A 25,202-nucleotide genomic window follows, 5' to 3' on the forward strand; every position below is an offset into this window, starting at 1 on the left:
GCCTCGGGCCTCCCTTTATCGATTGATTTGCTCTACCCACTGCCGAAGGGAGGAGGAGGGCTGAATTCCGTACTCTTCCTGAAGCATGGCGCAGAGCTGCTCGAATTTTTTGTTGGCGAGGTGAAGTTCGCCGTTCTCGGCATGAAGTTTCATAGAAACGACGTAGACGTCTTCGAGGAACGGAAACCGTTTCTCGATCGTTTCGTAAAGCTTTAAAGCCTCTTTCAGATCCCCTGCTTCGTAATACACCCGGCCGACATCCATGGCTTGTTTGTACCAGATGTCGCGCAATCTCTGCTTTTCGTTCTCCGCCCATAAATATTCATGTTCATGTAAATAATCGCCTTTATAATCATCGAGCCATTGAACATGCTGATGAGCCGTATCGATCGTCAGCTCGGGTAACGTCTCCCGCGCGTTCTCCCACTCCTGAACGTCATACAGGTTATTGCCCATATCCAAATAATAATCGCTGCCGCTATTGGTTAGCCGGATCGTTATCCCCGCGGCTTCAAGAGATTTGCGCAGCTGATAAATCGTCGTATAGAGCTGTGTGTAAGCTTTTTTATAATCGGTATCCGGCCACATGAGATCGAGAAGGATATCCTTTCGAACAGGCTGGTTCCGATTGTAAACCAAATAAGCAAACAGCTCTTTCGTGCGTACCGTGCGCCATGAGAACGGTTCTGCTTTGCCGTAATCGAGATGCAATCTTTGGAAGCAGTTCACGGTCGTGACGGTCGGTTCCGACGTTTCATCGGCAAGGACGGGGTGAAGTTGCGCAAGCCTTTTGATCGTATGCTGCAGCCGATCGGAGTTGATCGGCTTGAGGATATAGTCGAGCGCAGCCAGTTCGAAGGCTTTCACGGCATACTCCGCGTACGCGGTAACGAAGACGATATGGATCGTGCTATCTATTCTTTGAACCCGTTCCGCGGCTTCGATTCCGGAATTCCGGCATGTCGATGTCCAAGAACACGATATCGGGTTTCAATTCAGGGATTTGTTCAAGCGCATCGCTAGCCAACCGAAACGTACCCGCAACCTCGATTCCCGCGATTTTGCTCAATTGCCGTTCCAGATCTCTTAGCGCCAAATTTTCATCGTCCACTATGATGGCTTTCATCTTTCTTCCTTCCTTCATTACGTTTACTTTCCCTTTTTCATCGGCTTAATCGAACGACTAGTTTAGCTTTCGCTCAACGGCTTCGGCAATTTGTAACAATCCGCGGCCGACCGAGGTTACGCCTCCGGGAATCCGCAACGCGGATTTATTGATTGTTTTTCTGACTGCCGAGGCGCAAAGATTAGGTTTGACGGCTCTCAACAGAGCGACAGCGCCCGTCACATGAGGAGCAGACATCGAAGTGCCGGATTCCCGGACGTAACCCCCTTTGAGCCATGTCGATAAGATATCGAAGCCTGGTGCCGATACGTCGATGCCGCGGCCACGGCTGGAGAAAATCGCTGCGCGATCGGCTCTCGTTGTCGCCGCCACCGCGATCGTCTCCGGATAACGCGCGGGAGCGTCAATTTGCGGGTAATAGGATTTACCGCTGTTTCCTGCCGAAGCGACGATGACAGCTCCTTGTTTGTTAGCCCGTCTGATCGCATCTTTCAACAATCTGCTTTCTCCGTTCAGCCCGAAGCTCATGTTGATGATCTTAATTCCCCGAGACAAACACCAGTCTATTCCTTCAACGATATCGGAGATGTAGCCAATACCTTCTGCATTAAGCGCTTTAACGGCATATAAGCTGACTTTGGGCGCGGTACCGTAAATTTTGCCGCGCCCGGTTGCGGCGGCGATTCCGGCAACGTGAGTCCCATGACCGTTATCGTCCTTGAAAGATTTGCCGGTTATCGTATTCACTCCGCCGGCGATTCGCAGATCCGGATGGCGGGCGATTCCCGTATCGAGTATCGCGACCTTGACGCCGTAGCCTAAACGGGCAGCCCGCCAAACTTTGGGCGCTTGAACCCGATTAATATTCCACGGGATTCGCGCTTTAACGTTGGGGAAGTTTGCTTTGAAGGCACTCGCGCCGTGGGCCTTCACCGTACGGTCCCGTTCAACGAAGGCAACGCGGGGGTGCATGTGCAGATGCTTCCAGCTGCGGGAACGGTCGGCATGACAGCAAATGCAGCGAATCGAATCGATGGCTTTCACCGGTTTGATCCCGTCGGCGTCAAGCTGCTTCAAGCAACGGCGGTAATCCCGTTCCCGATGAAAGACGATGTTCCTTCGTTCGGATCGCAATGTTCTTTTGGGTTGTACCGCTCGGCACACCAGCTTAGCCAAATCATTCATCGATTGTCCTCCTAGGCGGGTCTTGGCCTTATTCTGTAGTAAAGTATGGAAATATCGAAAATATGGTGAATGAGCGAAAAAAGCGTTACATATTTTTGTTTGCCGGGGATAATGTAAGTAGGATTGTGATTCCGTAACAAGGGGGGAAGCATGATGATTATCGGATTGCCGAAGGAAATCAAAAAACAAGAGTATCGGGTCGCGTTAACGCCCGCGGGTTGCGAAATGGTCGTAAGGCAAGGACAGCGGGTTATCGTTCAACGGGGGGCGGGCGAAGGCAGCGGCTTCTCCGACGAGGAATATGTGACCGCCGGGGCTAGTCTCGCTGCCGATGCTGCCGAAGTATGGTCCGCCGCGGAAATGATCGTGAAGGTGAAAGAGCCTCTGCAGGAGGAATTCGCCTATTTCCGCGAAGGCCAAATCTTATTTACTTATCTGCACCTTGCCGCCGCTTCCGAGCTTGCTCAGCAGCTATTGGATAAGAAGGTTACGGCGATCGCTTACGAGACGATTCAAGCCCCTAACGGCAGTCTTCCCTTGCTGACCCCGATGAGCGAAGTGGCTGGTCGTATGTCGGTTCAGGAGGGGGCTAAGTATTTAGAGGCGTTCCAAGGCGGGAGAGGAGTGCTGCTGGGAGGAGTTCCGGGAGTCCCTCCGGCGGAAGTGATCATCCTAGGCGGAGGAATCGTTGGAACGAATGCGGCGAAGATGGCGCTGGGGCTCGGAGCGGATGTCGTCGTGCTAGAGAAAAACGGGGACCGCATGCGATATTTGGACGACGTGTTTAAAGGCCGTCTGCGTACATTGACGAGTAATCCATATAATATAGCCAAAGCTGTCCGAAAAGCGGATTTGTTGATCGGTGCCGTCTTAGTGCCGGGAGCTCGAGCTCCGAGGCTCGTAACGGAAGATATGGTCAAGACGATGAAGAAAGGGGCCGTTATCGTCGACGTCGCCGTGGATCAAGGCGGGTCCATCGAGACGATCGATCGGGTGACGACCCATGAGAATCCGATATACGAGAAGCATGGCGTTATCCATTACGCCGTCGCGAATATGCCTGGAGCGGTTCCCCGTACTTCCACGCTGGCGTTGACCAACGTGACGATCGATTACATTTTGCTGCTCGCGGCTAAAGGGTTTCAGGACGCGGTCAAAACGAACTCGATGCTGGCGCTTGGCGTGAACGCATACAAAGGAGCGATTACCCATACTCAGGTTGCCGATGCCGTAGGTTTTGCTTATACGCCGCTCGAAAGCTTGTGGTGACATCATTTTCCCCTTTTCCTCATACGGATTAGTATGAGCGGACAAGAAGGGGAGAAGAGAAATGAAACAGCCTATGGACAAATGGTGGGAGCGATTGCAGTTTACGCTCCTTTTTCTTGCGTTGACGGTGTTCATTCACGGTTTTTTTGGTTGGTTTCACAGTTGGTTGAAGCCGTCCGACCCGTACAAAGTTCCGGAAGGAAGAGCTTCGAAGGTGTTCCAGTCCGGGGAAGGAAGCGATCCCGACGACTCTCCGGGAGACCGGCTTCGGCTGTTTTTTTGGTTAGGAGAATAACGGGTCCCGGAAGGAATTGCGTCTTCCCGTGTGGAATACAGAACGAGTCCGGAAACAAGAGCGATAGGTAGGTAATGTTCATGGAGTTGAGAAGCTGGCTGCGATCCTATCTCTCTTATATGATAGAAGAACGAAGGGTTTCCCGTAATACGGAGCAAAGCTATTCCGGGGATTTGACGGATTTGATCGATGTTCTGGAGTTGAACCAAGTCCGTTATCCGAATGAGCTTAAGCCTCATCATTTGACCTCGTACTTGAACGATTTGCGCAAGGAAGGCCGTTCTACGAGCACGATCACGCGTAGAATCGTGTCGATCCGTTCCTTTTGCAAATATTTAACGATACAGAGAGCCGTAGATTACAATCCCGCCATCCAGCTCGAAGCGCCCAAGGTCGACAAGAAGCCGCCTAAGACGGTCGAGATCGGCGCGTTGGACAAGCTGATGGAGCTTCCCGACACGAGCAGCGACATCGGGACCAGAGACCGGGCGATGCTGGAGTTGCTGTACGCGACCGGCTTGCGGGTATCCGAACTCGTCATGCTGGATATCGGGCGCGTTAGACTGGACATGGGATTTTTGCTATGCTTGGGTTCAGGGGGCCGCGAGCGCATGGTTCCTGTCGGGGATGTAGGCACGTCATGGGTTGCCAAGTATTTGGAGGAAGTCCGTCCGCGGCTCGTCCATCCGGATAAGCCGAACGAAGCGCTGTTCTTGAACCATCTAGGCATGCGCTTGTCCAGGCAAGGCTTCTGGAAAGTCATGAAAAAGTATGCCGGTCAAATCGGATTGGACATCTCGCCTCATACGCTGAGGCACTCCTTCGCCGCGCACTTATTGGAGAACGGGGCGGACGTACGCGCGGTACAGGAGATGCTTGGACATTCGGATCCCTCCACTACGCAGATGTACCAAACTTCCGCGAAGTTGAAAATCAAAGAAGTATACGAAAGAAATCATCCGAGAGCGCGAAGTTGATCGACGGATAAGGTTATCGAAAAGGGGAGCAACCGAATGGCTTATCAGAAAATAACCGTAATTGTATTGGATAGCGTAGGGATTGGCGAGCTGCCGGATGCCGCGCAGTATGGGGATGCCGGTTCGCACACGTTAGGCCATATCGTTCAAAAGGTCGAGGGGCTTGCTTTACCTAACATGCGCCGTCTTGGGCTAGCCAATATCGCGCCGTTGAGTCATTGGCAGCCCGAGCCGTCCGTTATAGGCTATCATGGAAAAATGGCGGAAGTGTCAGTGGGCAAGGATACGATGACAGGTCATTGGGAATTGATGGGTTTGCGGATCGATACGCCTTTCCGCACGTTCCCCGACGGGTTTCCCGCGGAGCTGATAAGGGAATTCGAGGATCAGACGGGCAGGTCGGTCATCGGCAATAAGCCGGCTTCCGGCACGGAAATATTAGACGAGCTTGGAGCGGAACAAATGAAAAGCGGGGCTTGGATCGTCTATACGTCGGCGGACAGCGTTTTTCAACTGGCGGCGCATGAGGACGTCATTCCGTTGGAAGAACTGTACAACGCTTGCCGCATCGCGCGCAGGTTAACGATGAAGGACGAGTTTTCCGTCGGAAGAGTCATTGCAAGGCCGTACATAGGGAAACCAGGCGCTTTCAAAAGGACATCGAACCGGCATGATTACGCCGTCAAACCTCCGCAACCGACAGTATTGAACGCGTTGAAGTCAAAAGGGTTGGACGTCGTCGCTGTCGGGAAGATCAACGATATTTTTTGCGGAGAAGGCATTACGAGGTCGACTCCGACCAAGAGCAACGCGGATGGAATCGCGATCACCTTGAAGGAGATGCAGACAGAGTTCCAAGGGCTATTGTTCACGAACCTGGTCGATTTCGATTCCCTGTACGGGCACAGAAGAGACCCTGAAGGTTACGGCCGGGCGTTGGAGGAATTCGACCGGGCGCTTCCCGATCTCATGGGAGCCGTGAAAGAGAATGAGTTGCTAATGATTACGGCTGATCATGGCAACGATCCGATCCATGCGGGAACGGATCATACGCGGGAGTTCGTGCCTTTGCTAGCTTGGAGCCCCGGCTTCTCCGGTATGGGGCGGCTAGCCGATCGCGCCAGTTTCGCGGACTTGGCGGCAACGATCGCCGACAATTTCGGGGTGGAATTCAACACGCACGGAAAGAGCTTTCTAGACGGATTGAAATAATCGAAGGATGAGGAGAGATTATAATGGCACACGTAACATCGAAAGCGATTATTGAAGAAGCAGCTGCGTTTATCCGTTCCACTACCGACGTTCGTCCGGAGATCGGACTTATTTTAGGTTCCGGACTAGGCGTGCTGGGAGACGAGTTGGAGGACGCGGTAACGATTCCTTACGAAGATATTCCCCACTTTCCCGTTTCGACGGTCGAAGGCCATGCCGGCGAGCTCCTGATCGGCAAGCTGCAAGGGCGCAGCGTCGTGCTTATGCGCGGTCGGTTTCACATGTACGAAGGATACGAGCCGGAACGGACGGCATTGCCCGTTCGGGTCATGAAGGCTCTTGGCGTAACGACGTTGCTCGTAACGAACGCTGCCGGCGGAGTGAATCTCGGCTATAAGCCCGGCAACCTTATGCTCATCTCCGATCATATTAATTTGACTGGACGCAATCCGTTGATCGGACCTAACGACAATGCGCTCGGCGTCCGGTTCCCCGACATGTCGGACGCGTATAGCTCGCGATTGCGCAAGATCGCCAAGGAAACGGCCGCCGGGTTGGGTTTCTCCGTGCAGGAAGGCGTTTATGTCGGCTTGTTGGGACCGAACTACGAGACACCGGCGGAAATTCGCATGCTTCGCGCTTTGGGAGTCGATGCGGTGGGAATGTCTACCGTATCGGAAGTCATCGTCGCAAGGCATTCCGGCATTGAAGTTCTCGGAATTTCATGCATCAGCAACATGGCGGCGGGCATTCTCGATCAACCGCTCTCCCATGAAGAAGTGATGGAGACGACGGAGCAAGTGAAAGAACAATTCCTGTCTCTCGTATTGTCGGTTATTCCAAAAATGTAAATTTTTCGTAGAACGATCGAAGGAGCGCGCACCGGATGGTGCCGCTCTTTTTTTTTTATGCGGTTGTAGTCGAAATGAATTGCAATTGTTCAGATTTTGTTTATTTACGTGAAGTAGAATATTTTACCATACGGGCTACTAGAACATCACAGATAAACGAGAGTTATGTAGGGGAAGAGGGAGGAATGGATTCGATTAAGCTGCAGTCGATCGTTCAAAAAAATAAGCATACTGCTGGAATGGAGTTACGCTAAGGATGAAGAAAAAATTTGGATTTGTCTTACTTGCAGTATTGATCATTTGGCAAAGCATTAACGGATTAGCCTTCTTTAAGGAGGCTCATGCCGCGGAAATCACGGACAACCTCATTACGGGCGTTAAGCTGACTGTGAAAGACGGAAGCGGAAACTCCGTCACGGATGTCGTATACGAACAAGGCGCAAACGTTCAAATCGATTTCGATTGGAAATTGAAGAACAACCATGGATACAGCGACGGCGATACGTATTCGTTCGATCTGCCGAACAAGTTTCTCCTCAACAATGACGTGACCGGCAAACTGTACATCGATGGCGATGACGTCGGAGATTTTCTCGTGCGAAAGGCGGATCACAAGGCGATCATGACTTTTAACGAGTACATCGAGGATTACGACGACGTTCAGGGCAAATTGACGATCAATACGAAATTCGACGCGCAGCAGATCACGGGCAGCACTACGCAATATATTGATTTCCCGTTCATCACCCCCGCGGTAACGCTGACGTTGCAGTTTAAACCCAATGTCGGCAAAACGATAAACAAATCCGGCGCGGCTCAATCGTTTAATCCCAAGCGCATTGATTGGACCATTGACGTGAATAAGAAATTAGAGACGATAAACAACGCGGTTGTCATAGATCCGATTCCTGACGGCTTGCAATTTCAATCGGCTACGCTTGCCGTCTACGAGCTCGGCGTTAATTTGGACGGCTCAACCGTCGTAGGGGCCGTGTATAACAACAACTATGTCGTGACGCAAACGGATGATCTTAAAGATTTCAAACTGAGCTTCACCGATCCTAGCATAAGCAAAGCCTATCGGATCGTATACTCGACCGATATTACGGACTCCAGCAAAACAAGCTTCACTAACGAAGCGACGTTTGCATCGGGCAATACGGTTATCGATAAATCAACTGCCAATGTACCGATTGTATACGGGAAGGAACTAGAGAAAAACTCAACCGGTTACGACGCCCCTACCCAAACGATCGATTGGCAGATCAAGTACAATTTTAAAGAGTCTACCATCGCGCAAGCCGATGCTAAACTGACGGATCGGTTTAACGATACGCAAGAACTCGTGCCGGGAACGCTGAAGATTTATCCGGTTACGCTAGACTCAAGCGGAAACCCGACTAAGGGCGCGGCTTTGTCATCGGGCTATACGAAAACCGATTTCGTGCCGGCCGGAGGCAAGGGCGGATTTGATATTCAGTTCCATAGCGCGGTTACCGGGGCTTATATCATCGAATATCAAACCCAAGCCAAAGTACGGGTGGAAAATTCCGCTACGATCACTAACGACGTGAACGGAATCAAAGGGTACCGCAGCATCGAACAGTTGATCATCAAAAAAAGCAGCGGAACTTACGATTACAATAACAAAACGGTTTCTTGGACCATCGAGATCAACGGGGATAATGACACGATGAAAGACGTGGTCATTACGGATACTTTCGAGAACGCGGGGTTGGAATTTGTTCCGAGTTCATTGGTAGTTAAAGATGACCATAACCACACTTTAACAAGTCCTGGGGATTATTCGGTAACGACTACGACTACCCCTCCCGGTTTTAAGCTGCAATTTGTGAATGACGTTACCGAAAAACACACGATTACCTACAAAACCAAATACGATTGGAAATCCAGAGACGATGACTCAGCCGGATTCCAAAACGTAGGAAAGATCGGCTGGAAAGATACGTTAATGGTGTCCCATACTAAGGTAACGAACGTCGTATCTTCGTCCCCGAATGCCCAAACGAAAAATAACGGGATCAAAAAAGGCGAGTACAACGCGGCTACTAAAGAAATTACTTGGGAGATCGAAGCAAACTATAATAGAGAAACGATTGCGAACGCCATCGTGCAAGATCCGTTGCTGAACGGTCAAACGCTCGTACCGGGTTCCTTGAAAGTCCATAAGTTGAACTTCAGCAGCTCCGGATCTTCCGTAGGGACGCTCGTGCCTGCCGGCGATTATTCCTATGCGGTAGACGGTTCTAACGTGTTGCGAGTGAATCTGGGTTCGATCAACTCGGGTTACTACATTACGTTCAAAACGACTCTCGACGGCAAGCTGATCAATAACGATATTACCAACATCGCTAAGGTGCTTAACGGTACTACGCCGGTGTCGGGAGACTTGGTGAAGACGGTCACGATCCCGAAAGCCGGCGAGTACGTCTTCAAAAAAGCGACGCAAAACGGATCCAAGATCGACTGGACGATCAATATTAACCATGGCCAATCCTATGTCAAAGATGCGAAGATCATGGACGAGCCTAGCGTCAATCAACTGTTGCTAGAGGATTCGTTCCATCTGTACGCAACGACCGTGCTGCCTACCGGCGTTGTCAATCAGGCGGGAGAGCTGACTAAAGGCACCGACTACGATCTAGCGATCACAACCGCGGCCAATGGAGTTCAAAGCTTCGTTCTAAGCTTCAAGCAAGATATTTCTTCGGGATACATCTTGAAGTATCAATCGGAAATCGATGCGAATAACGGAGATACGGTTTCGAACAAAGTCAGCTTCGCGGGGAACAATGTCGCTACCGTGAGCAAAGACACGACCGAGAACATCGTCGTAGCGGTAACGACCGGTTCCGGAACGGGAAGCGGCGTGCAAGGTTCGCTTACCGTCGCGAAAGTAGACGAAGATAATCACGCGACCGTGCTGGAAGGCGCCACGTTTACGTTGCATCGCAAAGTCGGCACCAATTTGAAATTAATCAACACGCTGACGACTGACGCGGACGGTATCGTTCTATTCGACAAGCTGAAGTCGGGGGATTATGTCTTGGAGGAAACCGTCGCTCCGAACGGATACGATTTGGATTCGACGAAAATCAACGTTACGATCAGTTCTGCTAATCCGAATATTCATCAACAAGTAACGAACAAGGCAGAGCCGAGCCCAAGTCCGAGCCCAAGTCCGAGCCCAAGTCCGAGCCCAAGTCCGAGCCCAAGCCCAAGCCCAAGCCCAAGCCCAAGCCCAAGCCCAAGCCCAAGCCCAAGCCCAAGTCCGAGTCCGAGCCCGGAACCAAGCCCAAGTCCGAGCCCAAGCCCAAGCCCAAGCCCAAGCCCGGAACCAAGCCCGAGCCCAAGTCCGAGCCCAAGTCCGAGCCCGGAACCAAGCCCGAGCCCAAGTCCGAGCCCGGAACCAAGCCCGAGCCCAGAACCAAGCCCAAGCCCAAGCCCGAGCCCAAGCCCAAGCCCGAGCCCAAGCCCAAGCCCAAGCCCGAGCCCAAGCCCAAGCCCAAGCCCGAGCCCGAGCCCAAGCCCAAGCCCAAGCCCAAGCCCAAGCCCAAGCCCAAGCCCATCTCCATCGCCGGACAAGGAGAACCAAAAGGAAAAAACGCCTATTGATACTCCGGTAAAAGGAAAAGTAACCGTTCCGGAAGGCGGCAAAGCTTCAATCGGAGAACAACCGAAACACGGTACCGTTACGATTACTCCGGATGGCAATTGGAAATATACGCCTGACTCTGGCTATACGGGGAAAGATAAATTCAAGGTGATCGTAACGGACGATGAAGGAAACGAAGATGAAATTCTCGTTGAGATCGATGTCGAAGACATCCCTCGAGGCGGAGTTAACGGCGGAGAGAAATCACCTCCGACGCTGCCGAAGACAGGCGAAGAGAGCCAGCTTCCGATTCAGCTTACGGGACTCGGTTTAATCGTCCTGGGAGTGTTCTTCCTTGCAAGGAAAAGAATTTTTCGCAAAGCGAAATAAGAGTTGAAAATAGACGATAAACTTCCAAAACCTGCTGATTTTCAGCAGGTTTTTTCTTGCTTTTCTATTGAAGATTTAGTAGAGTTGACATAAGAAAGCTAACGCGATAACGGCAAACCTGTCGAAAGGCAGGGACGCAAAGCTAAAGGCCTTCCCGTAAGGATGGCAGCCAGTTACCGAAAGTCGATGCTTTTTTTCTGTTTTCGGAAGATAAAACGATCACGATAAACGGCAAACCTGTCGAAAGGCAGGGACGCAAAGCTAGAGGGCCTTCCCGTAAGGATGGCAGCCAGTTACCGAAAGGGGTTTTATCCTATGCTTAAAGTTTCAAGAATGTTGTTAGCGTTAGCGGTACTAATCGTTGCCATACCGTCTATGGCTTTCGCCGGCTCGGCCGCCGGCAAGGGAATGTTGGAAGTGTCCCGAGTTGACCAAGGGACGATCGGCGTAACCGATGAGGCCAACCGCGCGGGAGCGACGAAAGTAAAGATTGCGAAAGGCGAGATCAGCTATATATACTCGCTGAACGACGCAAAAGATGATCAAACGGTTTGGCTTCCGTTGCAGATGGGCGACGGAGCTTACGATATCGCGGTTCTGGAAAATGTCTCAGGCAACAAATATAGGGTTCTTGCAACGGAGAAGCTGGAAGTTAAAGTAGCGGATGCCGAAGACGTCTACTTGAATTCCGTGCAGAACGTGAATTGGCTGGATGCCGATAAGGCCGTAGCCAAAGCGAAGGCATTAACTGCCGGCAGCAAGACGGATGAACAAAAAGCAACCGCGATTTATCAATATATCGTCCGCAACATCCGTTACGACCATGAATTGGCGAGTAGCGTGCAAGCGGATTACGTCCCGGACATCGACGAGACGTTAACGACAGGCAAAGGCATCTGCTACGGCTACGCTACGTTATTCGCCGCGATGCTCCGCAGCGAAGGGATTCCAACGAAGCTGGTTATGGGATCTGCGGACGCCGTTAAGGAGTATCACGCTTGGAACGAGGTTTATTTGAACGGGAAATGGGTCATTATCGACACTACCGTGGACGCGGGTTTGAAAAAGGCGGGGACGAAAGAGTTGCTCGTTAAAAAAGCCAGCGAATATAAAGCCGCTAAAGTTTATTAATGCTCGAATGTACACAATTTAAGCCACTAGGTCATTATTGCCTAGTGGCTTTGTTTTTTAGAGCTTAGCATGGATGATTAATCTATGGGTCGGGTTAACGAGCGGATCGCAAGTGATAAGAGTAAGGATGCTATCGTCGTTGTTGCCGTTCAGAACGGACAGATCGGTCGGTTCGACGACGGATATTTTGAACACGGTATAGTTTAGCTGTTTATTTCTAGTTTGGATTGCAATGGCGTCGCCGATTTCAAGTTCATTCAAGCGATTGAACAGTCTGCCTTTCGTCCGGGCTCTATGGGCGGCTATGGCGGCATTGCCGACCTCTCCGAGCGCTGCAGTTTCGGTCATGTGCGCGGCTGCGATTTTCATGTTCGCTTTCGTAGCCCCTTCAAGCACAGGCAGCTTCAGATCGATTTTATCGATCGCGATGACGGCGATCGCCTGATCCTGCATTTCTTCCGTTTCCGTATCGGTTGTCGCGGCGGGTTCGGGTTCAGGCTGCTCGGCCGATTCGTTGAATACGCGCGAGAGCTGCTCGTATCGATTTTTGATCAGGTCGTTGTTGTCGGTTTCGTTCGGATTGAATTCGATCTGAACCGCGTCATCCAACAGCTTCCGTTGTTCCCAGTCGTAATAACGTTCCTTGACTGTCGGGTACAGCAGAAGGCATATGCCGGCAACGATCAACAGATAAGGCCACTTTCTCAAAGCGCTTCTCCTTCTTTCCTAATATTCCTGAATTAACAAACTACTGATTATTAATATACAGTGTATTCCTGAACAATAACTAGACACAATAGCGTGAGTCGAAATTGACACTTGATGTTCATAAGGGAGTACAGAAATTGTTCAGTTCTCTTTGTTAAGATAAGTAGTATTGTGCAAGTAATAGTCTCAATGTACTATTATTCGATATTATTCGACAAAATATGCCATTACTATTTAGTTACTAAGTAATGGTATTATGGGAGAACGAAAAAAAGATAGATTTAGGCGGTAGAACAAGGCTTTACTTGGTTATTGAAGGAGTAGAAGAACAATGAGAAAAAGGGTTGGAAAACAAGTAAAAAAAGGCGCTCCGATCTTACTTTTGGCCCTTGCGCTGTTCGGGCTTTCCGGCTGCGGTTTATTCGGCGGCGGAAACGATCAGGCTTCAGGCGGCGAAAACGCGGATAAACAAACCCATTCCCCGATCGCTCGGTACGACGGGGAGATGAGCAAGGTCATTCCTAACGTATACACGGCTAAGAAGGAGCTGTCTTTGACGTTTAACGGGTTAGGGGACGATCAAACGATTAAAGCTTTGCTTGACGAACTGGATACCTATCACATCAAAGCTACCTTTTTCGTGCCGGGGATGAGGGTGGCGGAAGAGCCGGAACTCGCGAAGGAAATCGTATCCCGGGGCCATGAGATCGAGAACAATACGCTGAACCGATTGGACATGACCAAGTTAAGCTATGAGCAAATAGTAGAAGAAATCGGACTAAGCAACGAGATCATCGAGAAAAACACCGGTATCGCTCCTCGGTATGTTCGGACTAGATCCGGGGACTACAACGACGATGTCCGACTGGCGGCAGCCTATAACGGAATGGACGCCGTCGTTGTGTATAGCATGTTTCTACATAACTGGCAGCAAGAGAGCGACGCGGAAAAGGAACTCTATGTCCGGAAGTATATCAATCGCGGCGGCATCATTACGGTCGATACGGAAGAGAACAAGAATGCGGTCGAGTCCATTTCGATTCTGGCCAAAGCGGCCAAGGAAGTCGGGTACGACTTTATTCCGCTTAACCAATTAATCGAGCACGGCGGGGAAAGGAAGCCCTATACGGACATTAAAGGCTACGATGCGGCAACCGTTAATCCCAATTATCAGAATGCCAAATACAACCTGATCTATGACAAAGAAACGGATAAGAAAGAAATTACGTTGACGTTCGACGATTGGGGGACGGATTATACCGTTACGAAAATATTAGACATTCTGGCCGAACACGACGTTAAAGCGACTTTCTTCTTGCGGGCAAAAGGCGTCGAAGCGAATCCGAATTTGGCGAGGGCGATGATCGAGGAAGGGCATGACGTAGCTAACCACTCGTATACTCACCCGGTCGTGACGACGTTATCCGCGGAAGCGTTGCAGGAGGACGTCGTCAAAGCCCATCAAGTGATCACGGAAGCGATCCAGCAGCAGCCGACGATGCTTTTTAGGCCGCCTACCGGAGAAATCGACGATCATACGGCAAAGGTCATCGCGGCGATCGGTTACCCGGATATCGCATTGTACGACGTCACGACATTCGATTGGGACATAAATAACAGCGCCCAAGATATCGTGAACAAGATCATGGAGCAGACCGAGGACGGCAGCGTTATTTTATTGCACATGTTGGACGACATTCATACGATCGAGGCGTTGCCGATAGCGATCGAACGGTTGAAGCAAAAAGGTTTTACGTTCGTTAAGATGGCGGATCTCGTCGGATTGAACAAGTAATTATGCAGGTTGCGGGGGTATGGCGAATGGGACTTTATGATAATATCGCAGACCGGCTGGAAGCGATCGCCGTTGTCGGATTAGGATACGTAGGACTGCCATTGGCAGTCGCATTCTCGAGGAGAGCGCGAGTGATCGGATTCGACGTAAACGAGAAGAAAATCAAGGATTATGTTAGCGGAAAAGATTCCACGGGAGACCTCGGCGACGAGGCGATTAAATCTTGTTCGGTCGATTTCACGTCGGATGAGAATAGGCTCGAGGGAGTTAAATTTTTTGTCGTATCGGTTCCGACGCCTATCCAGAGCGGTAACGTACCCGATTTGAAATACGTTCAAAGCGCCAGCCGCATGGTAGGCCGAAAGCTAAGCAAGGGCTCGATAGTCGTATACGAATCAACCGTTTATCCGGGAGTCACGGAAGAGATCTGCATTCCAATCCTGGAGGCGGAGTCCGGCTTACGATGCGGTACGGATTTCAAGGTCGGGTACTCCCCGGAAAGGATCAATCCGGGGGACAAAGTACATCGCTTGGAGAATATCGTGAAGATCGTGTCCGGGATCGACGAAGAAACGACGGAAACCGTCGCGAAGCTGTACGAGCTAATAATCGATGCGGGAGTATACAGGGCGGAGAGCATAAAAGTCGCCGAAGCGGCTAAAGTCATCGAGAACGCGCAACGCGATATTAATATCGCGTTCATGAACGAATTGTCCATGTTGTTCAACCATATGGAAATCAATACGAAAGCGGTGCTCCAAGCAGCGGGCACCAAATGGAACTTTCTTCATTTTACGCCGGGTCTTGTCGGCGGGCATTGCATTGGCATTGATCCCTATTATCTGACCTATAAAGCAGAGGACACCGGATATCGGTCGAAAATCATTCTAGCGGGACGGCACATTAACGACGGCATGGGGAAATACGTCGCGCAAAATATCATTAAGATTCTCGTAAAGAAAAAACTGGATATCGGGAATACGAGAATCGGTTTTCTGGGGCTTAGCTACAAAGAAGATTCCACGGATATCCGAAATACGAAGGTTACCGATATCATTCAAGAACTGCGGGAGTATGGCGTCGTTCCGTTCGTAGCGGACCCGCTTGTCGACAAGCAAGAAGTCTATCGGGAGTACGGAATCGAACTGACGGAGATGTCCGAGATGACGGATTTGAACGTGGTAGTCTTAGCCGTACCGCATCAACCGTTCGCAAAAATGGAAATAGGCGATTTCGATAAGCTGTACGGCAACGCGGAGTTGAAGATCATGGTCGATATTAAAGGGATCTATTCCAAATCTCTTTACGAGAACCACGGTTACCATTACTGGAGTCTTTGAATACAGGCAGTACGGAGTGGGGGCAGTACCTTTGTTTAAGTTCAAAAAGAAAAAGAAAAAAATCGTAGAGGTACTAACTGTACCTCGCGAGGATCGGCGTACTTTATCCAACGTACCGGATCCCGAGAATATAAGATCGACCGCGGACCGGAGGGGATCAAGAGCGGATCAGGAGGACGGTCAGCAACGGGATGCCGATTATCTTAACCGGCTTCGTCTGCTCAGCCTCAGATACGTAGCGGATTTCGAAGTGAACATGGTCGAGGAAGGCAAGAAACCAAAGAAGGGCATTAAAGGCCGCGCGGTCGATATTTCGTCGACGGGGTTGCTTGTCGGAATCGATCCGGGGATCGATCGTTTCAAGATCGGAGACCGGGTGAATATCCGCTTCAATATTCCCCCGGGAACGATGCCTGAAGGTTTCGAGCTGGCGGTAAATACTTACGCGACGGTCGTCAGATCGTTCAGCCGCGAACATGAGGGACAGGAAAGGCTCATGCTGGCGGTCGAGTTCGTGAAGCCGTTAACCGAGTATTTCCAGAGAAAACGATGGGGCTATTCCGTCTACACGGCTAGCGGGCTGCTGTTCGTAGCCGTCACCTTCATCATGCTGATGCGCGTCGAGAGCATTATTTATTTCAAATATAATTTTTGGCTTTATTTATACAGCATGATCGCTGCCGCTTTTCTTTTAAGCCGGTATTTATTCGGAGCATTGTACAGGGAAGTTCCGGTCAATCCGGATTATACGCCGGGCGTATCGATTATCATTCCTTGCTTTAACGAAGAAGAATGGATACATAGGACGATTCTCAGCTGCGTCAATCAGGATTACCCGCTCGACAAGCTGGAGGTCATCGTGGTCGACGATCGTTCGACCGATAAATCCGTAGCCCGCATTCACGAAGTGTTGGCGATGGTTCATAAAGAGGCGGAAAGGTTCGAAACGAAGGAACGTTTGAAAATGCACGTGCTGGAAGCGAACGGAGGCAAACGCGTCGCCTTGGTGAAGGGCGTGGAAATGGCGAAGCACGATTTGGTCGTGTTCGTCGATTCCGACAGCTTTCTTGAGCCGACGGCGATCAAGCATTTGGTCCAGCCTTTCCAGGATCCTCGCATGGGCGGTGTTGCCGGACGTACCGATGTCGAGAACAAATACACGAACTCGATCACGAAGCTGCAGACGGTACGTTACTATATCGCGTTCCGCATCATGAAAGCGGCCGAATCATGGTTCGACTGCGTCACTTGTTTGTCGGGACCGTTATCTTGTTACCGGAAAGATTTAATCCTTAAGCACTCCGAAGCTTGGTTGAACCAGAAGTTCCTTGGGCAACCCGCCACGTTCGGCGACGACCGAAGCATGACCAACTTCATTTTGAAAACCCATCGCACGGCTTATCAGGACTCTGCCATTTGCTCTACGATCGTGCCTTCGGATACGGGAGTTTTCTTGAAGCAGCAGATGCGGTGGAAACGCTCTTGGTTAAGGGAGTCGCTGCGGGCGGGCACGTTCATCTGGCTGAAAGAACCTTTCATGGCGTTATTTTTCTACATCGGCCTAATCGTGCCTATCGCCGCTCCGGTTATCGTTCTTTACAACTTGGTCTACGTTCCGCTATTCCATCATGTATTCCCCGGGACCTTCTTGATAGGACTCTTAATGATGGCGATGTTGATGAGCTTGGCCCATCTGTTGTTTCGCAAGAGCAAGCTGTGGATATTCGGTTTGGTGTTCTGTATTTTCTATGAGCTCGTTTTGCTCTGGCAAATGCCCGTCGCTTGGGTTACCTTTTGGAAGTCCACGTGGGGGACAAGGGATACACCGCAAGATATCGAGGCGAGAAACAAAAAAGAAGCAAGGAAACAAAAAAACAAAGAGAAAATCGGATTGCCGCTCTAAGGTAATTAAGGAATGGCTCTTTGGGTGAGGGATGCACTAATGAAAAAAAGCAAGAACTACGCCCTAGACTACCGCAAAAAAAATCGAATGAAAGTATTCAAGACGATCGTTCAATTCGCTCTCTTGCTGCTCGTAGGCTTCATGCTGTTCCACGTGCTCGTGGACGTTAAGAAATTCGAAGAGCCGGACAGGTCGAAATGGACGAACGACAAAGGATTTATCGCGATCTCTTATTTCGGGGTGAGCAGGACGGGAACGCCGAAGCTGATCGCGAAGAAACAGCTGGATCAGCAACTTAAAGCTCTGAAGGACCAAGGATACGTCGCGATCTCGCAGCAGGATATTCTCGATTATTACGATAAGGGCAAGAAACTTCCGGACAAGGCTTTGTATCTTTCGTTCGAGGACGGACGTAACGATTCCAGCCTATTTGCTCAACCGTTGCTCGAAAAATACAACTTCAAAGCGACATTCCTATCGTATGCTAACAAGATGGGGAATAGCGACCGTAAATTCCTGCAACCCGGCGACATGAAGAAAATGATGAAAAACGGGTATTGGGAGCTGGGAAGCAACGGCTATCGCCTTTCTTACATCAATATCGTCGGCAGCGACGGCCAATTCATAGGGATGAAAGACGAGAACGAGCTAAGAAACAAAATGGAAATCGATTACTATAATCACTTTTTGATGGATTTTGTTCGCGACGGCAACATGATTCCCGTTGAGACCAGGGCGGAGATGGAGTCGCGGATTACGAAGGATTACGAACTTATGAACGAGATTTATACGGATAAGCTCGGGTTCGTTCCGAACGTGTACATGATCATGCATGCTAACGCGATGAACGAGGGTATGAATCGGCTCGTATCCGACGCGAACTCAACGAATATCCAACGAATCTTCAAAATGCACTATAATAGAGAAGGGAATGCATTCAACTCCCGATCGGACAGCAAATTCGACCTAACGAGAATCCAACCGCAGCCGTACTGGTATACGAATCATTTGCTGATGAAACTCCGCAAAGATACGGCGCAGGAAATGAAGTTCGTCGTCGGCGACGAAAACCGCTCGAAGGATTGGACGGTCGTCCATGGCGCGGCCCAGTTTATCGACGACAGAATCGCCCTTACGTCCGAGCCTTCCGGCAAAGGTTTGCTCTTATTGAAAAACAGCGAGAAATACGACGATATTCAGCTGAGCGCCAACGTTAACGGCAATGTCGTCGGCAGGCAGACGCTGTATGCCCGATATGACCGGCAAAAGGATTCCTACGTCCGGGTAACCATCGAGAACAATCGGCTTGTCGTGGAGCAGAAGTTGCCATTTAAAGCTCCGGAAAAACTGTATGACGATAAGTTGAATGACGTTCAATGGAATGAAACCGAGCTTGCCCTGAACAAGGCGACCGTCTATTCCAAGGAACAAACGTCCGTCATCGACTTGACGGAGGAGGAGCAGTATCCAGTCAATATTAAGGATAAGAGGAAAGTTACTCTTTCCCTAGTAGGGAATAAGCTCAACGTTACCGTTGGCAAGCAAATGCTGTTAGTCGATCGGGCGATCGACGAAACGATACAAGCCGGCTCCGTCGCCATTCAATCGGAGTATCACGAACAGAACGAGAAAGACGATATATACGACGGCGTGTTCGACGATATCAAAGTGTCGGCTCTCTCTAAGAACGGCGAGCTACAAACGACTTTGTACAGCAACGGATTTGCCGGAGTCCGGAAGCTTGCCAGCGAAATGAAGCGGGCGTTCGATTCGACAATCGATTGGATGATCGATACGTTCTAATCCAGACATCAAGGAGTGCAGCGCACTATGTTCAACCAACCGCATTCACGCAAACGCGTTGCTCTGAGCATCATTATAGTCGCCTTCGTTACGGCGACTGTTTTTCTATATCTCATCAAGTTGGAAGCTTTCGGAGCGGCCAAAAAACCTCCGATTACGGAACATGTAACGGAACGTTCGGCATGGCTTGCCGACTGGCAGTGGGAAACGGGGATAGCGGATCTCGAAGTTATCGCGGACAAGCTGACCAGCCTGCAAATGTTCGCCGCTTATTTCGACGGTAACGATCGCTTATGGTTTACGGAGGAGTTCCGGGAAGCGCAGCCGAAACTTCTGGAACTTGCGAATCGGAGCGTTCTTGAACATGTGGATTTGACGCTCGTAAACGATATCAAGACTTCCGACGGGACGTCCGTCGCGCAGAAGGATACCTCGTTGGTTACGAGATTAATAGGTTCGGAACAAAGCAGGATCGGCCATATCGAAGATATTGTGGCGGCCGTAGAAACTTACGGATTCGGCGGCGTAGAAATCGATTACGAGAAAATCGGCAATGACGACTGGAACGACTTTGCGCGATTCATCGAGGAATTGCAAGCAAGGCTTCAACCGATGGGGCAGACGCTTAGAGTCGTACTCGAGCCCCGAGCGCCAATAGAGGATGTGAAACTGCCCGAGGGGCCGACCTATGTCATGATGGCTTATAATCTGTACGGCGGTCATAGCGGACCCGGGCCGAAAGCGGATTTCGCGTTCATTAAGGAGCTTGCCGCGCGGTTGAAGCATCTTCCGGGGACCCCCTATCTTGCTTTCTCGGCAGGAGGGTTCGATTGGAATGCGGCAACGGGGAAAGTAACCTCGGTGACGGAAAAACAAGCAGCCGATCTTTCTAACCTTAGCGAAAGTACCCCCTCCAGGGATTCCGGCAGCGGCAGCGTCTATTTCGAATATACGGATGCCGATCAAGCGAAGCATACGGTCTACTATGCCGACGAAACTACCTTAACCGAATGGATCAATGCCGCCCAACAAGCAAGGATATACAATATCGCGCTTTGGAGGCTCGGCGATTTGAGAGAAGGCACGTTGCATGCGTTTTGATACGCGGCAATCGTGCCTTTTCCTTTTTCGGAACCGCTTTTGGAATATTTTCCATACCGGAAGGGAAGACTAGAGGGAAGTACAACTTGGCCGTTACCCGGCCGTAGGAGGGGGAGCCACTTTTGGCCTGTAGAGATACAAGTAGATCCGGTTTACGCTCGTTTGTTCGGATAATCGCTTGGACGTTAACGGCAGCGCTGATGATTCCGTCTATTGCCGCGGCGAAAGAACCGACACCCGGCAAAGCGGTTACGGACCTGGCTTCGAGCGCCAGATCCGCGATTCTGATGGATGCGGATAGCGGGACGATCATCTACGAGAAAAACAGCAACGTAGCCTTGCCGCCCGCCAGCATCACGAAAATCATGACGATGCTGCTGGTGATGGAAGCTATTGACGAAGGCCGGCTCAAGCTAACCGATAAAGTACAGGCAAGCGAATATGCGGCATCGATGGGCGGTTCGCAAATCTTTCTGGAGCCGGGAGAGGAAATGAGCGTCGACGAGATGCTTAAAGGCGTCGCGCTGGCTTCGGGCAACGATGCATCCGTAGCGTTAGCGGAAAAGCTTGGCGGAAGCGAACAGCAATTCGTAGCCATGATGAACGAGAAAGCCGAGCAGTTAGGCATGAAGAACACGAAGTTCGCCAATTGCAACGGTTTGCCCGCCGAAGGCCACGTTTCTTCCGCGCACGATATCGCCCTCATGTCGCGGGAATTGCTTAAATACGAGAACATCACGAAATATACGGGGCTCTATCAAGATTATTTGCGCAAGGGCAGTCCGAAACCCTTTTGGCTCGTGAACACGAACAAACTTGTTCGGTTCTACAGCGGCGCCGACGGATTAAAAACAGGTTTTACGAGCGAAGCGAAGTTCTGCCTGTCCGCCACGGCTCGCAGGGACAACTTGCGCTTAATCGCCGTTGTCATGGGAGAACCGAATACGAAGACGCGAAATGCCGAGGTTTCCCATCTGTTCGACTACGCTTTCGCGCAATACACGAATATCCCGATCTACAAGAAAGGCGATCCGATCGGAACGTTATCCGTGGAGAAAGGCAAAGTGGATAAAATTCCGTTGACCGCGAAGCATTCTTATAGCGTCTTGCTTAAGAAAGGCGATGCGGGCAAAGGCATCCGTCACGAGCTCGTGCTGAATTCGGACGTCAAAGCTCCGATCGAGATCGGACAATCCGTCGGCAAACTGGTCGTGTACCGCGGCGATGAAGTGCTGACCGAATTCCCGGTGGAATCGCCGATGGCGGTAAGCAAGGCCGGTTGGTGGACGCTTCTCCGAAGAACGACAGGCCAGCTGTTCTTCTCTAATTAGCGGATAAATGGCGGTTAGACGGAGTTTGCGTCGCCGCTTATTTGCCGTGTTTTGTCGAATAGGGCAACGTTGCTTCTAGTTTTGTCGGGCGGCAGGAATGGGAGAACCTTCCGTAGAATTGGACACGATGCAAAGGATTACAGATCAATAAGCGAACTTCGTTTTCGCTCTATCGGTCTAGCAGACGTGACGAGCTGTGCTCGCACTATTGGGGAAGGGGAAATGGGCATGAGCTTACAGGTCGAGCTGGAGCAGCACCGCAACGTATTGATCGTCCGGCTGAGAGGAGAATTGGACCATCATACCGCGGATATCGTCCGATTTAAGATGGAGGATGCGATATTAAGAGGCCGGTGCGACCACGTCGTTCTGAGCTTGAAAGATCTGGCTTTCATGGATAGCTCGGGGCTTGGCGTCGTACTCGGAAGGTACAAGCTGGTCAAAAGCCGCGGCGGCAAAATGGTCGTGTGCGACACGCAGTCCAGCGTGAAACGGTTGTTCGAGTTATCGGGTCTGTTCAAGATCCTATCGTTCTACGATAACGAGCGTTCTGCCGTTGCCAGTCTGGAGGTCGTATCATGAGCGGACATAATCAGATGAAGCTGTCGTTTGCCAGCCGTTCCGAGAACGAAGCGTTCGCAAGAATAACCGTTGCCGCGTTCGTCTCCCAAATGGATCCGACGATGGAGCAATTGGACGAGATTAAGACCGTCGTGTCCGAAGCGGTAACCAATGCCATCATTCACGGCTACGACGGCAATACGGAGGGAACCGTTACCGTTGAAGCCGAAATCGATGGAGATACGGTTACGATTTCGATTAGCGACCAAGGCAAAGGAATCGAAGATCTGGAACTCGCGCGCCAACCGCTCTTCACTTCGCGTCCGGAATTGGAGCGTTCGGGAATGGGATTCACGATCATGGAAAATTTCATGGACGTCTTCGAAGTCGTCAGCACTGAGATCGGCGGAACTTCTCTCAAAATGAAAAAACGGATCGAGTCGAAAAAGGCGCTATTTAATTAAAAACCGTGCGGCAGGGTTGGAGGCATGGAATCAGAATGGAAACGATCGTCTCCGCCGGCTTACTTGGATGACAGTGAAGTGAAGCGCCTGATTGCGCTTAGTCAATCCGGAGATACGACCGCGCGCGATACGCTCGTGAATAGCAATATCCGTTTAGTATGGTCGGTCGTCCAACGGTTCTCGAACCGCGGTTACGACAGCGACGACCTGTTTCAAATCGGTTGCATAGGGTTGCTCAAGTCGGTCGATAAATTCGACCTTTCTTACGACGTGAAGTTTTCAACGTATGCCGTTCCTATGATCATCGGAGAAATTCAAAGGTTTCTGCGCGATGACGGTACGCTCAAAGTCAGCCGTTCGCTTAAAGAAATGGCTAACCGCGTGCGCAAAGTGAAAGACGAACTGTCCAAAAGAAACGGGCGCGCTCCGACGATCGGCGAAGTGGCGGAAGAGATCGGCGTGACGCCGGAAGAAATCGTGTTTGCCCAGGAAGCGAATAAACCGCCGGCCTCGATTCACGAGACGGTGTTCGAGAACGACGGGGATCCGATTACCCTTATGGATCAGATCGCGGACGAATCGCAAGAGCGTTGGTTCGACAAGCTCGCTCTGACCGAAGCGATCCAAGGCTTGAGCGATCGGGAGCGGCTAATCGTCTATCTCCGCTACTTCCGGGACCAGACGCAATCGGAAGTCGCAGGCAGGCTAGGCATTTCCCAAGTCCAAGTAAGCCGGCTCGAGAAAAAAATCCTTCAAAACATTAAAGACCAGATCGCCCAATAGCATGCCGTATCGCGAACCTCAAGTGCAATGGAGCCCAGCCCTATTAATGGCGCTGGGCTACTTTATGTTTACAAGTCAACAGATCGGTAAATTAATCTACCGGGAGCGGCTTAGATCGTCAAAAATCCATCAACCAACCAATTAAGCCGCTCCCAGCGGTTTAATATACCGCTCCTCGATCGCAAACTCGACTCTCCGCGCGATCTCCAACCTTTTTTCCGTTTTCCGACTATATTGGCCGATTGTTCCCCATACTAAGCGAACTGAACGTTAGGGGAGGGAGTCGTCAGTGGAGCTTTCGCCTACGGAATCTAAAGTCGTCTATGTCCGCATGAGGCGCAGGGCCGTCGTCCGTCCCCGCTCGGTCGTGACCTTGGGTCATGTCGCGAGGCTGGTCACCGAGAATCAGCTGCAGCATCGTCTTAGGAGCATTCCGCTGCACCGGGTTACCGAACAAGACGGCAATTTGCTGCTCATCGATATGCTTCAAGTCGTCAAAGCGATTCGCGAGGCGGAGCCGGGGATGATCATCGAGACGTTCGGCGAACCCCACGTGCTGCTCGAGATTTCGCCGGAAGGGCAAGTGAAGCCGCGTAAAGTCGTGCTGGTGCTGGCATGGCTGTTGCTCTTCTTCGGATCGGGCATGGCGATGATGAACTTTCATGCCGACGTGAACATGCCCGCCGTTCAGCGCCGAATTACGGAGTTGATCACGGGCGATGCCAAATCGCATCCTGGTTGTTTCAAATCCCATACTCGCTTGGCGTGGGCATGGGAATGTTGTTATTTTTCAATAGGCTGCTGCGCAAAAGGCTTAACGACGAGCCGAACCCGCTTGAAGTCGAAATGTTCATGTATCAGGAGAACGTGAACCATTACGTTATCACGGAGGAGTATCGAAAAAAACACGAAGATCAGGTGGGAGGAGACGGTGGTTGATTTATTGCAGTGGCTTCTGATCGGGGTTATCGGGTTAGCCGGAGGGTTCTCGGTGGGGAGCGCGTTCGTGGCCTTGTTAATCGTGCTGGATCTGATCCCTAGGCTTGTTCAGTTAACGCGGGCTTATCGTCGTTCTTCCATTTTCGAATCTAGCATCTTATTTGGGTCGCTCTATTGGATCTGCGCGGATCTTTTCGATTGGTCCTACAAGCTGCCGACCAAACTGCTACTATTGCCGGCCGTCTTCCAAGGTTTATTCGTGGGCATGTTCGCGGCGGCTTTGACGGAGGTGCTTAACGTCATTCCGATTGTATCGAAAAGGTTCAAGCTTAAGCCGTACTTGCTGCCCCTCTTGATGGCGATGGTGCTTGGCAAAGTTACGGGTTCTTTAGTCGACTGGTTATGGCTGCATCCTTAACCGG

22 protein-coding genes and 2 riboswitches are annotated in these 25,202 nt (G+C 50.9%); of the genes, 18 read left to right on the forward strand and 4 right to left on the reverse strand.

Going from position 1 to position 25,202, the window contains the following annotated elements; all coding sequences use genetic code 11:
- Window positions 1–15: 15 nt before the first annotated feature.
- From FPL14_RS30415 to FPL14_RS26530, 3 genes are read right to left on the reverse strand one after another with little or no spacing between them, the layout of a single operon-like run.
- Window positions 16–984, reverse strand: coding sequence for a response regulator (locus FPL14_RS30415; protein WP_324617938.1), 969 nt, complete (start codon window positions 982–984; stop codon window positions 16–18).
- Window positions 911–1,126 carry a LytR/AlgR family response regulator transcription factor gene (locus tag FPL14_RS26525; RefSeq protein ID WP_182300541.1) on the reverse strand — a complete coding sequence of 72 codons (216 nt, stop codon included), beginning with the start codon at window positions 1,124–1,126 and terminating at the stop codon, window positions 911–913. The genes FPL14_RS30415 and FPL14_RS26525 overlap by 74 nt, the downstream gene beginning before the upstream one ends.
- A 57-nt stretch (window positions 1,127–1,183) precedes the next feature.
- Window positions 1,184–2,311, reverse strand: a complete 1,128-nt coding sequence (locus tag FPL14_RS26530) for a S8 family peptidase (protein WP_182300542.1) — start codon at window positions 2,309–2,311, stop codon at window positions 1,184–1,186.
- A 153-nt stretch (window positions 2,312–2,464) separates the two neighbouring features.
- Here FPL14_RS26530 and ald point away from each other — a divergent pair, with 153 nt between their 5' ends.
- The 7 genes from ald to FPL14_RS26565 all read left to right on the forward strand — a co-directional run bounded on the left by ald (window position 2,465) and on the right by FPL14_RS26565 (window position 12,052).
- Complete coding sequence (ald, locus tag FPL14_RS26535; RefSeq protein WP_182304175.1) at window positions 2,465–3,580, forward strand: alanine dehydrogenase; 1,116 nt, start codon at window positions 2,465–2,467, stop codon at window positions 3,578–3,580.
- A 61-nt stretch (window positions 3,581–3,641) separates the two neighbouring features.
- Window positions 3,642–3,875, forward strand: coding sequence for a DUF4227 family protein (locus FPL14_RS26540; protein WP_182300543.1), 234 nt, complete (start codon window positions 3,642–3,644; stop codon window positions 3,873–3,875).
- A gap of 80 nt (window positions 3,876–3,955) precedes the next feature.
- Entirely contained in the window at window positions 3,956–4,852 is an 897-nt protein-coding gene (locus FPL14_RS26545; RefSeq protein ID WP_229263685.1) for a site-specific tyrosine recombinase, read from the forward strand.
- Between the two features lie 36 nt (window positions 4,853–4,888).
- Window positions 4,889–6,064: a phosphopentomutase gene (locus tag FPL14_RS26550; protein ID WP_182300544.1), complete on the forward strand. Its 1,176-nt coding sequence runs from the start codon at window positions 4,889–4,891 to the stop codon at window positions 6,062–6,064.
- Window positions 6,065–6,087: 23 nt separating this feature from the next.
- A complete protein-coding gene (locus FPL14_RS26555) occupies window positions 6,088–6,915 on the forward strand; it encodes a purine-nucleoside phosphorylase (protein ID WP_182300545.1) in 828 nt (275 codons plus the stop codon).
- Window positions 6,916–7,171: 256 nt separating this feature from the next.
- Window positions 7,172–10,921 carry a collagen binding domain-containing protein gene (locus FPL14_RS26560; protein WP_182300546.1) on the forward strand — a complete coding sequence of 1,250 codons (3,750 nt, stop codon included), beginning with the start codon at window positions 7,172–7,174 and terminating at the stop codon, window positions 10,919–10,921.
- Window positions 10,922–11,022: 101 nt separating this feature from the next.
- Window positions 11,023–11,102, forward strand: a riboswitch (cyclic di-GMP riboswitch).
- Window positions 11,103–11,141: 39 nt separating this feature from the next.
- A riboswitch (cyclic di-GMP riboswitch) is annotated at window positions 11,142–11,222 on the forward strand.
- Window positions 11,223–11,236: 14 nt separating this feature from the next.
- Entirely contained in the window at window positions 11,237–12,052 is an 816-nt protein-coding gene (locus FPL14_RS26565; RefSeq protein WP_182300547.1) for a transglutaminase domain-containing protein, read from the forward strand.
- A gap of 57 nt (window positions 12,053–12,109) precedes the next feature.
- Here FPL14_RS26565 and FPL14_RS26570 read toward each other — a convergent pair whose 3' ends face one another.
- Window positions 12,110–12,760 (reverse strand): class D sortase, encoded by a 651-nt coding sequence (locus FPL14_RS26570; protein WP_182300548.1) that lies wholly within the window; start codon window positions 12,758–12,760, stop codon window positions 12,110–12,112.
- 331 nt (window positions 12,761–13,091) lie between these two features.
- Between FPL14_RS26570 and FPL14_RS26575 the strand changes: the two genes are divergently transcribed.
- The 11 genes from FPL14_RS26575 to FPL14_RS26625 all read left to right on the forward strand — a co-directional run bounded on the left by FPL14_RS26575 (window position 13,092) and on the right by FPL14_RS26625 (window position 25,198).
- Window positions 13,092–14,555 carry a polysaccharide deacetylase family protein gene (locus tag FPL14_RS26575; RefSeq protein ID WP_182300549.1) on the forward strand — a complete coding sequence of 488 codons (1,464 nt, stop codon included), beginning with the start codon at window positions 13,092–13,094 and terminating at the stop codon, window positions 14,553–14,555.
- Window positions 14,556–14,581: 26 nt separating this feature from the next.
- Window positions 14,582–15,895, forward strand: a complete 1,314-nt coding sequence (locus tag FPL14_RS26580) for a nucleotide sugar dehydrogenase (protein WP_182300550.1) — start codon at window positions 14,582–14,584, stop codon at window positions 15,893–15,895.
- Between the two features lie 31 nt (window positions 15,896–15,926).
- Window positions 15,927–17,798: a glycosyltransferase family 2 protein gene (locus tag FPL14_RS26585; protein ID WP_182300551.1), complete on the forward strand. Its 1,872-nt coding sequence runs from the start codon at window positions 15,927–15,929 to the stop codon at window positions 17,796–17,798.
- Window positions 17,799–17,837: 39 nt separating this feature from the next.
- Window positions 17,838–19,601: a polysaccharide deacetylase family protein gene (locus tag FPL14_RS26590; protein ID WP_182300552.1), complete on the forward strand. Its 1,764-nt coding sequence runs from the start codon at window positions 17,838–17,840 to the stop codon at window positions 19,599–19,601.
- A gap of 27 nt (window positions 19,602–19,628) precedes the next feature.
- On the forward strand, window positions 19,629–20,702 hold the full coding sequence (locus FPL14_RS26595; protein WP_182300553.1) for a glycosyl hydrolase family 18 protein: 1,074 nt from the start codon (window positions 19,629–19,631) through the stop codon (window positions 20,700–20,702).
- Between the two features lie 200 nt (window positions 20,703–20,902).
- Entirely contained in the window at window positions 20,903–22,033 is a 1,131-nt protein-coding gene (locus FPL14_RS26600; RefSeq protein ID WP_182304177.1) for a D-alanyl-D-alanine carboxypeptidase family protein, read from the forward strand.
- A 228-nt stretch (window positions 22,034–22,261) separates the two neighbouring features.
- Window positions 22,262–22,615, forward strand: a complete 354-nt coding sequence (gene spoIIAA, locus FPL14_RS26605) for an anti-sigma F factor antagonist (RefSeq protein WP_182300554.1) — start codon at window positions 22,262–22,264, stop codon at window positions 22,613–22,615.
- On the forward strand, window positions 22,612–23,058 hold the full coding sequence (gene spoIIAB / locus FPL14_RS26610) for an anti-sigma F factor (protein ID WP_182300555.1): 447 nt from the start codon (window positions 22,612–22,614) through the stop codon (window positions 23,056–23,058). The genes spoIIAA and spoIIAB overlap by 4 nt, the downstream gene beginning before the upstream one ends.
- Window positions 23,059–23,082: 24 nt before the next feature.
- A complete protein-coding gene (sigF, locus tag FPL14_RS26615) occupies window positions 23,083–23,841 on the forward strand; it encodes an RNA polymerase sporulation sigma factor SigF (RefSeq protein ID WP_182300556.1) in 759 nt (252 codons plus the stop codon).
- Window positions 23,842–24,130: 289 nt separating this feature from the next.
- The gene (locus tag FPL14_RS26620; RefSeq protein WP_324617848.1) at window positions 24,131–24,712 is read left to right on the forward strand and encodes a stage V sporulation protein AA; all 582 of its coding nucleotides are present in this window, start codon (window positions 24,131–24,133) and stop codon (window positions 24,710–24,712) included.
- A 60-nt stretch (window positions 24,713–24,772) separates the two neighbouring features.
- Window positions 24,773–25,198, forward strand: coding sequence for a stage V sporulation protein AB (locus tag FPL14_RS26625; protein ID WP_182300557.1), 426 nt, complete (start codon window positions 24,773–24,775; stop codon window positions 25,196–25,198).
- Window positions 25,199–25,202: the final 4 nt, after the last annotated feature.

The sequence above is a fragment of the Cohnella cholangitidis genome (assembly GCF_014107495.1).
Taxonomy (GTDB): domain Bacteria; phylum Bacillota; class Bacilli; order Paenibacillales; family Paenibacillaceae; genus Cohnella; species Cohnella cholangitidis.

Coding starts and splice junctions, on each gene's coding strand:
- FPL14_RS26525 (WP_182300541.1), bottom strand. CDS start 1,126: ATGAAAGCCATCATAGTGGACGATGAAAATTTGGCGCTAAGAGATCTG.
- FPL14_RS26530 (WP_182300542.1), bottom strand. CDS start 2,311: ATGAATGATTTGGCTAAGCTGGTGTGCCGAGCGGTACAACCCAAAAGA.
- ald (WP_182304175.1), top strand. CDS start 2,465: ATGATTATCGGATTGCCGAAGGAAATCAAAAAACAAGAGTATCGGGTC.
- FPL14_RS26540 (WP_182300543.1), top strand. CDS start 3,642: ATGAAACAGCCTATGGACAAATGGTGGGAGCGATTGCAGTTTACGCTC.
- FPL14_RS26545 (WP_229263685.1), top strand. CDS start 3,956: ATGGAGTTGAGAAGCTGGCTGCGATCCTATCTCTCTTATATGATAGAA.
- FPL14_RS26550 (WP_182300544.1), top strand. CDS start 4,889: ATGGCTTATCAGAAAATAACCGTAATTGTATTGGATAGCGTAGGGATT.
- FPL14_RS26555 (WP_182300545.1), top strand. CDS start 6,088: ATGGCACACGTAACATCGAAAGCGATTATTGAAGAAGCAGCTGCGTTT.
- FPL14_RS26560 (WP_182300546.1), top strand. CDS start 7,172: ATGAAGAAAAAATTTGGATTTGTCTTACTTGCAGTATTGATCATTTGG.
- FPL14_RS26565 (WP_182300547.1), top strand. CDS start 11,237: ATGCTTAAAGTTTCAAGAATGTTGTTAGCGTTAGCGGTACTAATCGTT.
- FPL14_RS26575 (WP_182300549.1), top strand. CDS start 13,092: ATGAGAAAAAGGGTTGGAAAACAAGTAAAAAAAGGCGCTCCGATCTTA.
- FPL14_RS26580 (WP_182300550.1), top strand. CDS start 14,582: ATGGGACTTTATGATAATATCGCAGACCGGCTGGAAGCGATCGCCGTT.
- FPL14_RS26590 (WP_182300552.1), top strand. CDS start 17,838: ATGAAAAAAAGCAAGAACTACGCCCTAGACTACCGCAAAAAAAATCGA.
- FPL14_RS26595 (WP_182300553.1), top strand. CDS start 19,629: ATGTTCAACCAACCGCATTCACGCAAACGCGTTGCTCTGAGCATCATT.
- FPL14_RS26600 (WP_182304177.1), top strand. CDS start 20,903: ATGATTCCGTCTATTGCCGCGGCGAAAGAACCGACACCCGGCAAAGCG.
- spoIIAA (WP_182300554.1), top strand. CDS start 22,262: ATGAGCTTACAGGTCGAGCTGGAGCAGCACCGCAACGTATTGATCGTC.
- spoIIAB (WP_182300555.1), top strand. CDS start 22,612: ATGAGCGGACATAATCAGATGAAGCTGTCGTTTGCCAGCCGTTCCGAG.
- sigF (WP_182300556.1), top strand. CDS start 23,083: ATGGAATCAGAATGGAAACGATCGTCTCCGCCGGCTTACTTGGATGAC.